The sequence below is a fragment of the Propionigenium maris DSM 9537 genome, from assembly GCF_027925155.1.
Lineage (GTDB): Bacteria > Fusobacteriota > Fusobacteriia > Fusobacteriales > Fusobacteriaceae > Propionigenium > Propionigenium maris.
The window spans coordinates 1-8,980 of sequence record NZ_BSDY01000049.1 but is presented as its reverse complement, the minus strand read 5'-3'; the positions used below and the strand labels follow the sequence as shown (position 1 = coordinate 8,980).

The window sequence follows — 8,980 nt, the reverse complement described above, 5'->3', positions numbered from 1 at the left end:
GTATCTCCAATAATCAAAGAAGTATTTTGAAAGAATTTGTTTTAAGGGTTTATTTAAAGAACTCATCCCTATATGGTATCAAACTTGCAAGTACAAAAAAAGCTGCCCGTAGGCAGCTACTTTTTATGAAAAGTTATCTTAAATTTCGGCCTTTGATTTATCATCTCTATGTCACACTGAGGACACAAAGAAGAGGTATTATATCCCCATAGTAAGGCAACTTGCATAACTTTTTCATAAAAAACTCCCAAAAAAGGTGAAGATCCCCGTCTTCACCTTTTTTATTTGAAATTACCACTTTTATAGTGTAGGACGATAACTCTGTGCTGAATATTTAGTTTATCTTCATCAAACAGAATACTCAGGAAACACCTTTCAAATGATTTGTAGAAAGTGTTTCCATACAAAACAAATAGCACTTTTATTTGTTTTTTTTTACGAAAAAAAGATAAAAAGATATTGACAGATTTCTTTAAAAGATATACTATATCAATAGTTTTTCAAAGTTGAGTATTTAAAAATTTCCATTTATATCAATAAAATTAATGGTTTTAGGCCGAAGTATTTGCAGAGCTAATACTTCAAATACGAATTTAACATATATAAAATGAATGATAATGCAAAAAAAGATAAATTTCATATGTTAGCTACACTTTAATAGAAGATCCATTTGAAACTGGGTCTAAACAACTTCCAATCTCATTTTTGTGAATTATAAATTAACAATATTCTAGAGTTTCACCTGGCATAGAGCAGCAATTTAAAGTATTACATTCGGTAAAATTTAAATTATCTGACTTTAATCAACTTGTAAATAAAACTTTCTTTAAATATAAAAACATAAAACTGAGGAGGTAAAAGGAAAGTGGATTATTTGATGAGTCAGATTTCAAGCATCTCTGCTTTGAATCATTTTTTTCTGACAATGGTGGTGCTTATTACGATGGTTTTGGTTTCCAGAACTGTTGTGGCAGGGACCAGGTATTCTTCTATACTTATAATTGTGGTATTTGGATTGTTTATGGGGTTTATAATGGTAAAGAGTCAGGTGGCAACTCCTGGACTAAAGGGTTTTCCAATGATAGTCATGGTAAGTCAGACTACGGTCATAGCCCTTATAGCTTCTTTTTTTGTTGGGGGACAGGAGCTGAAGAAGATATTTTCTAAGGAGGATCTGAATATAGAGGATCTTATGATGCCCTCCCAGGAGGAGATAATCTTAGGAACAAACAGTACCCAGTTATTTTTTATTGTGAGAGCTTTTTTCATACTTGTGGGGATTGAAGCCCTAAAGATGCTGTTTGTTGGGTTTTCAGGGAAGGATGCTCTGGGGAACTCCTATCTATTGCTGGCCTATCTAAGTGTTGTTCTCTCTATAATCTTTATCGACAATAAGGCGAAGATAGAGAATAAGCAGAGCTATATCAGAAGGGGTGTCGTTGAGATTATTGTAATCTTGGGGATCTTGATACTTTCTCTTAAGGTTGCAGAGCTCATCGAGCCTATTATAGCCCTTCCGCAGATATTCTTTGCCATGATGATATCTGCCGGGCTGGGGATGGTATTTTCAAACTGGAGATTTGGACCTACTCTAAATTCCCTATTGTTTGCAGGAATACCAGTAGTACTGGCAGGAAACTTTCTCATTGGTGGTTCTAGGATGCTGGATGCCTTTACCATATCGGGGGTTAAAAATGTAATAATCTATGGATTTACAGGTCAGATATTTTGGATGTTTGCAGGGATGGCTCTGCTGATATTCTTAGGGAAGTCCAACCACATAAAAAATCTCGCTCCAGGAATGGCAGGAGCTCTTTCTCACTCGGGACTTACAGGGGCCTGTACTGGAGGGGACCTGGGTGAAAAGGCTGCTACAAGGGCTCCAATTATGATAAATATACCCTTCTTCGGGCATATCTTTGTATTTTCAATTCTGGCAGCAAGTGCAGAGCAGGGGAGTATAATTGTTAAGTGGGTGGTACCTCTTGTTACATTTGGAGTTATACTCACAGTGATCTCCATAAAAACTCTAAGAAATGCCCAGGATGATGATGCCCAGGAGATAAAGGGACTTATGCAGTTTTCCATGGGATGGCAGATCATAGCTGTTTTTGCCAGCTTCACTATGCTTAATCTGGCTGGGATGCCCCTGAACCAGGTATCCATAGCAGTATCTTCGGGACTCTCTCACTTTGGGCTGTTTGCAGCTGTTCAGGGAGGAATGTTTGGAGAGACTGCAGCAGGGCTCATAGCCTTTATTTTTGCCATGCCGTTTTTAGTGCACCCCCTTGTCTTTGGGATGTTTGGTAAGGCAGCTGAAAATGGAGGAAGGATGCCGGTTAAGCTGGTAAGTGTCCTGGCAGTAATAGGTTTTGCAGGAGTTTCATACTCCCTTCTGAGTATCTAAGGATTTAAATTAAATAGTTTAAGAGGTAGGGGGCTTCTCCTAGGTAGAAATTTTACCTTGAGGATCCTCCTTTTTATTTGAGCTGCTCTACCTCAGACACCACTCCTTTCAAGTGGGCAAGAAAAAAGGAAGCCTAGGCTTCCTTTATGAGGTTAATAGTATTCTACATAGACACCCTTTTCGGTAAAGGTCTCCTTAACTACGGTAAAGAGCTTATGGATATTGTCATACTCATGCTCCATTGTCAAAAGGTCAAAAAATTTAACTTTTACTTCCATGCTATCACCATCCTCCAAGTTTATTTAAAGCAATAGGGTATCTAGGCTGTTTCCCAAGGGATACCTCTATGATTTGACTTATTTTAAGATATAGGATTATTTAGATCACTTTCAATAATTACAGTTGGGGTGAAAGAGCCTCTAATAAAGAGTTTATACATATAAAATCTCCTGTTTCCTTTTAATTTTAAACTGAAAGATTTAAATGAGTGGAAAAAGGCAGGGGAGGTTTAACCTTGATTTAGTGAGGTTGGAAGGACATTATAAAGTCAGGGGTTTCTAAGGGAGGAATAGGGGTTAGGCTGGACACTTTAAATGTATAGGAGGAAGGGGAAGAAAAGTTCTCAAGGTAGCTGGGATCAAAAAATAAAAAAAAGCCCATTGGCTTACCTGAAGTGGAATAATTTAATTTTTAGACTGATACTCAACATATACACCGTTATCGATAAAGGTTTCCCTGATTACAGTGGATCTTCTGAGGAGCTCCTGGTACTCCTTCTTCATAGTTGAAAGGTTAAAGAACTTACCCTTCTTTTTCATACTATCACCTCCTTTACTGCTTTATTGTAGCACAGGGGTGTTGTGGTGATGTTTACAGAGTGTAAAAGGTGTGTAAATGGGCAATAGATGAACGATATAAGAATTTTGTTCCTAAAAATAGATCTAATGTTTGCAAAATTGACACTATTAACTTTTAGGTGGTAATATTGTATTAATTGTAGGTAGCCAGGATCCATTTTGCCTATAAAATATTGGTAAGGATATGAAGAATATGACTTTAGAAAAGAAGATAAGAGCCTATATATTTACCCTTCTTCTGGTTGGATTTACTGTCTTTCTGCTGATCTTTGGAAGATACCAGCTTAAGAGGGCAGACCTGGAGACAAGAAAAAACCTCTCCAACGTTGCTTTTTTAATCTCCAACGATGATTTTATCCAGGAAAACCTCGCCTCCAAGAGAAGTGAGAAGATCCAGAGAAAGGTGGAGAAGGTAGTTAAGAGCCTGGATGAGATAGATATGGTGGTAGTTACAGATATTACCGGAAAAAGATACTCCCATGTAAATCCCAGCCTCATCGGTCAAAACTTTGTAGGGGGAGATGAGAGGGAGGTTATCGAGAAGGGAACCTCTTATTTTTCAAGAGCCCGGGGGACCCTGGGGCCTGCTCTGAGAAGATTTACTCCCATCTACTATAAGGGGGAACAGATTGGATTTGTAATGGTGGGAAAGCTCTACTGGAAGATAGACAAGGGTAATAAGGATACCCTCCTCTATATCTCCCTTATTATACTGGTTACCTTCACCCTCATCTATACAGCTGCTCTCCTCCTGGCAAGGAGCATTAAGAGTGAGTTGAAGGGCTTAGAACCCAGGGAGATCTGTAACCTCTATGAGGAAAATCAGTCTATCTTTGAAACCCTGGAGGAGGGGATAGCCACCATCGACCTAGAGGGAAGATATACCAAGAAGAATGAGGCTGCTGAAGAGATACTGGGAGGGGTAGCAGAGGGACCTCTGAGAGGACTGATAGAGGGAGTGATAGGGGATTTTGTTCCTATCTATGACAGGGAGATAATGATAGGGTCCAAGGGTGCCTTTGTATCCCTGATTCCTCTATTTAAAAGGGGAGTTCCCATTGGAATTATCCTGACTATAAAGGACAGCCGGAAGGTAACTAAGAAGGCTGAGGAGATCACAGGAGTTAATCTCGTCATAGAGTCTCTGAGAGCCAATATCCATGAGTTTAAAAACAAGCTTCATGTGATATCCGGACTCCTTTCCTTGAATGAGGTAGAGGAAGCTAAAAAGTTTATCCAGGAGGTTCAGGGGAACTCATCGGTAAAGAAGGTTGAAGTCACTGCAATGGAGGACTCTATCCTGAGCGGCCTTATAATAGGGAAGATCAATATAGCCAAGGAGAGGGGCATAGAGCTGGAGGTGGACAGAAACTCCATTTTATGGGAGGATCACGGGAATATAACTACCCAGGATCTCATCGTCATAATAGGAAACCTTCTGGAGAATGCCATAGAGGCTTCGGCTTTGGCTACAGACAGGAGGATAGATATCCTTCTCTATGAGGATGAGGAGAGGATCGAGGTCCAGGTAAGGGACAGGGGAGTTCCCATTAGAGAACCCCACTCCATCTATATAAGGGGCTACTCCACCAAGGGAAGAAACCGGGGAGAGGGGATGTCCCTGGTACTTGAGAGGGTAAACTTTTACAGAGGTTCTATAGATCTGGAGCAGGAGGAAGGGGAGAAGGTATTTACTGTGGTAGTGTGGAAGGAGGAAGGTTAAGGTGTTGAAGATTTTAATAGTAGAGGATGATCCTATGGTTAGGATGCTCACTGTAAAGTTTATAAATTCTTTAAATGGATTTGAGGTAGTGGGGGATTTTGGGTGCTCTGAGGAAGCTCTGGTATATCTAGAGAGGAACAGGGTAGATCTGTTTATCCTGGATATGTTTCTCCCAGACAGAAGTGGTCTGCAGTTTTTAAAGACACTAAGGGAAAGGGAGCTCAAGTGTGATGTGATATTTGTTACGGCTTCCAACTCATCTGAGGATATAAAGCAGGCCTTCCAGTTGGGGGCAGTGGACTATCTTATAAAGCCCTTTGACTTTGACAGGCTAAAGGAGGCTCTGGACAGATACCTTGTAAACAGCGAGAAGATTGCACTGAAGGAGGAGCTTACCCAGACCGAGATAGACCACTTCTACCTCAAGAGGGGGAAGAAAAAGGCTAACAATGTGAAGGGAATACAGCAGTCCACCCTTACAAGGATATTAAATATTGTCAAGGGAAGGACCGGATACAGCTGGAGCGTGAGGGAGGTTTCAGAGGAGACCAGTATCAGTATAGTTACAGTAAAAAAATATCTGGATCACCTGGTGGAGCTGGGGAGGATAAGGTCCCATCTCTGCTATAAAAGTGTGGGGCGTCCTCAGTACCTCTATGAGTTTGTGATTTAAGGATTTGACAGCTGAATACTTTTAAATTAATCCAAGGTTGCTATTTTTTTAGCAATCTTTTTTTATTTAAAAAACTCTTTAATATTTTTTCCATTATTCTTTTTGAAAAAAAAAGATACTATAATCGGATTGTTTTAAAATAGATCAAATAAAACTGTTTTAGTTGGGTTGATTTGAAGGGGGATGAGAGATGTCGGTATATGAAAGGTCGGTAAAGCTTCATGAGGAGAAGAGGGGAAAGCTGGAGGTCGTTTCCAAGGTTGGGATAACTAACAAGGAGGAACTGAGTTTAGCATACTCTCCTGGAGTGGCTGAACCATGCAGAAGGATAGCTGAAAGAAGGGATGACGTATACAAGTACACCTCCAAGGGAAATATGGTGGCGGTAATTACAGACGGATCTGCTGTTTTAGGTCTTGGAAATATAGGGCCAGAAGCTGCACTTCCTGTAATGGAGGGTAAGGCAATCCTCCTTAAGGAGTTTGGAGGGGTGGATTCCATCCCAATTTGTCTGGATACTCAGGATACAGATGAGATAGTGAGAACCTGTAAGCTTTTAGCTCCGGGGCTAGGAGGAATAAACCTGGAGGATATATCTGCTCCAAGATGTGTAGAGATAGAAACCAGACTAAAGGAGGAGCTGGATATCCCGGTATTCCATGATGACCAGCATGGAACAGCCATTGTGGTGGTAGCAGGGATAATCAATGCATACAAGTTTTTAAAGAGGGACCTGAAGGATGCCAGGGTAGTGGTATGCGGAGCCGGAGCAGCTGGATCCTCCATTATCAAGATGGTAAAAAAACTGGGAGTGGCTGATATCCTGGCTCTGGATGTAGAGGGGATCATTGCAAGGGAGGATGAAGAGAGGGAGTATGATTTCCTCACAAGGGAGCTCTCTGAGATTACCAACAGGGAAAATATTAGGGGAGGACTGGCTGAAGCTGTAGTAGGAGCAGATATCTTTATCGGTGTATCGGCAGCTGGAATCCTTAAGGCGGAGATGGTGGAGACTATGAACAGGGACTCTGTAATCTTTGCCATGGCAAATCCTACCCCTGAGATCATGCCGGTACTGGCTCTGGAAGCGGGGGCTAAGATAGTGGGAACTGGAAGATCGGATTACCCCAACCAGGTAAACAATGTCCTTGCATTCCCTGGACTATTCAGAGGAGCACTGGATGCAGGAGCCAAGAAGATCACCGAGGAGATGAAGATGGCTGCTGCTGAGGGGATAGCAGGAATAATTGCTGAGGAGGAGCTGAGAGCCGACTATATAATACCAGATGCCTTTGACAAGAGGGTGGCTCCTGCAGTTGCAGAAGCGGTAAAGAGATTAGTTTAAGCAGGGTTGACAATCTAAATAATTAAGGGAGGGAAATTATGAGTACTAGTGTAATAGACAGTAAATTAAATAAAGAGGCTTTTAAGCTGGCGGGAATAGAGATGAAGTTTTTTATCCCCATGACAATAGTTGTAGTTGGGGCTATGTATATGGGGGCTCTGCCTAAGGGAATGCTGGGAGCTTTTCCACTGCTGATGATCATGGGGGCAATTCTAAATGAGATAGGTAACAGAACTCCAATAGTGAAGGACTACTTTGGAGGAGGGCCTATAGTTGCCATCTTCGGAGCTGCAGCATTTATAAGCTATGGGGTAATACCTGAGAGTACAGCAGCTATTATAACCTCCTTTATGAAGGGAGAGGGATTTCTTAACTTCTACATAGCAGCTCTTATCACAGGGAGTATCCTGGGGATGAGCCGAGACCTCCTGATAAAGGCTTCCCTGAGGTATCTTCCAGTAATTGTAGGGGGAGTGGCCTGTGCAATACTCCTTACTGGGGTCATGGGAAGTGTCCTGGGATATGGATTTACTCAGGCGGTATTTTATATAGCTGTTCCTATTATGGGAGGAGGAATGGGTGCTGGTGCTGTTCCCCTTGCACAGATCTTTGGAGATGCTATGCAAAAAGATCCGGCAGAGCTACTGTCCCTTATGGTGCCTGCAGTAGCCCTTGGAAATGCTGTGGCTATTGTTATGGGAGGACTTCTCAATAAGCTGGGAAAGAAGAGAAGTGAGCTGAGCGGAGAGGGGAAGCTGCTAAAGGGAGCTGAGGTAGAGGTAGAGACCGAGGAGGAGTTTATCCCCCTTACTGCTGAGGTATTAGGAAAGGGACTGCTATTTGCCACATCATTCTTCATCTTCGGATCTGTACTGGCAAAGTTTATAGCCCTTCACCCATATGCCCTTATGATCCTTTCTGTGGCTGCTGCCAAGGCACTTGGAGTTATTCCTAGAGAGTATGAGCAGTGTGCTGCCCAGTGGTTTGGGTTTATAATGAAGAACTTTACTCCTGCTCTTCTTGTGGGAATCGGAGTTGCATATACTAGCTTAGATGCGGTAATATCTGCCTTTACTCCAACATACCTGATCCTTATTCTGACTACCCTAATAGGGGCAGTTGTGGGATGCGCTGTGGTAGGTCACCTCTTTGGATTCTATGCAATAGAGGGAGCTATTACGGCGGGGCTCTGTATGGCAAACATGGGGGGAACGGGAGATGTGGCGGTACTATCAGCTGCCAACAGGATGTCTCTCATGCCCTTTGCCCAGATATCTTCCAGAATAGGAGGGGCCTTCATGCTTATCCTGACTACCTTCCTCATAAGGGTATTCCTTTAGGTGAAGTAATTGTTAGAAGATTATAGAGTTTTCTAGAATTTTAATTGCAGCTATTTGAATATTACCTTAAGTAAGTGTAGTTAAGAACTATGTTTGCAATAGATGAGAGAATTTATCAAAAGACCTTAAAAACCTATTTACCCAGGAAGGGTTAGTTTTAATAACTAACCCTTCCTGGGTATTTTAATGTACTGAAAATAGTTGAATCACTAAGCTATTTTGAGATAAATAAGTTGTATTTAAAGCCGTTTTAGTTCATTTATATTTAACAAAATTTAAATTATACTGGACTAAATAACACCTGTTATGATAGACTCTACATTCTTAAATACAAACTATATCATTATTACGTTCAGTAAGCCAAGGATAATCAATATCTATAGATGATAATTTATCTATTTTTCTTTAGAGGAGGTATCTGAAATTTTTCTTCAAGATGATTACGCTGGGGAATTTTTTAGGAGGAACTTCAGGTCAAAATCTGATCGGCTTCTTAATATAGATTGCATTTAATAGAGTGTTGCAAAAGTAATTCACAAAAAATTAAAAATCATATCCAATATAGAGTAATAATTGAGTTACCACACAAAATTCTACTCGAAAGGATATGACCAGTAATGTATATACCTCAAACT

The 8,980-nt window shown here is 41.0% G+C and carries 8 protein-coding genes; 6 read left to right on the top strand and 2 right to left on the bottom strand.

The window, feature by feature from the left end; translation table 11 throughout:
• Both QMG11_RS19790 and QMG11_RS19785 read left to right on the top strand, forming a co-directional pair.
• On the top strand, positions 1-212 hold a 212-nt coding region (locus QMG11_RS19790; protein ID WP_281838156.1), incomplete at its 5' end, for a hypothetical protein.
• A gap of 653 nt (positions 213-865) precedes the next feature.
• On the top strand, positions 866-2,407 hold the full coding sequence (locus QMG11_RS19785) for a hypothetical protein (RefSeq protein ID WP_281838151.1): 1,542 nt from the start codon (positions 866-868) through the stop codon (positions 2,405-2,407).
• Between the two features lie 152 nt (positions 2,408-2,559).
• On the opposite strand, the gene QMG11_RS19780 is transcribed toward QMG11_RS19785, so the two are convergent.
• Both QMG11_RS19780 and QMG11_RS19775 read right to left on the bottom strand, forming a co-directional pair.
• On the bottom strand, positions 2,560-2,685 hold the full coding sequence (locus tag QMG11_RS19780) for a hypothetical protein (protein WP_281838149.1): 126 nt from the start codon (positions 2,683-2,685) through the stop codon (positions 2,560-2,562).
• Positions 2,686-3,090: 405 nt separating this feature from the next.
• Complete coding sequence (locus tag QMG11_RS19775; RefSeq protein WP_281838147.1) at positions 3,091-3,225, bottom strand: hypothetical protein; 135 nt, start codon at positions 3,223-3,225, stop codon at positions 3,091-3,093.
• Positions 3,226-3,457: 232 nt separating this feature from the next.
• On the opposite strand from QMG11_RS19775, the gene QMG11_RS19770 reads away from it, so the two are divergent.
• The 4 genes from QMG11_RS19770 (at position 3,458) to QMG11_RS19755 (ending at position 8,345) form a co-directional block, all read left to right on the top strand.
• Entirely contained in the window at positions 3,458-4,987 is a 1,530-nt protein-coding gene (locus tag QMG11_RS19770) for a Spo0B domain-containing protein (protein WP_281838145.1), read from the top strand.
• Between the two features lies 1 nt (position 4,988).
• Positions 4,989-5,660 (top strand): response regulator, encoded by a 672-nt coding sequence (locus QMG11_RS19765; RefSeq protein ID WP_281838143.1) that lies wholly within the window; start codon positions 4,989-4,991, stop codon positions 5,658-5,660.
• Between the two features lie 190 nt (positions 5,661-5,850).
• On the top strand, positions 5,851-7,005 hold the full coding sequence (locus tag QMG11_RS19760; RefSeq protein WP_281838141.1) for an NAD(P)-dependent malic enzyme: 1,155 nt from the start codon (positions 5,851-5,853) through the stop codon (positions 7,003-7,005).
• A gap of 38 nt (positions 7,006-7,043) precedes the next feature.
• Positions 7,044-8,345, top strand: a complete 1,302-nt coding sequence (locus QMG11_RS19755) for a 2-hydroxycarboxylate transporter family protein (protein ID WP_281838139.1) — start codon at positions 7,044-7,046, stop codon at positions 8,343-8,345.
• The last annotated feature ends 635 nt before the right edge of the window (positions 8,346-8,980 follow it).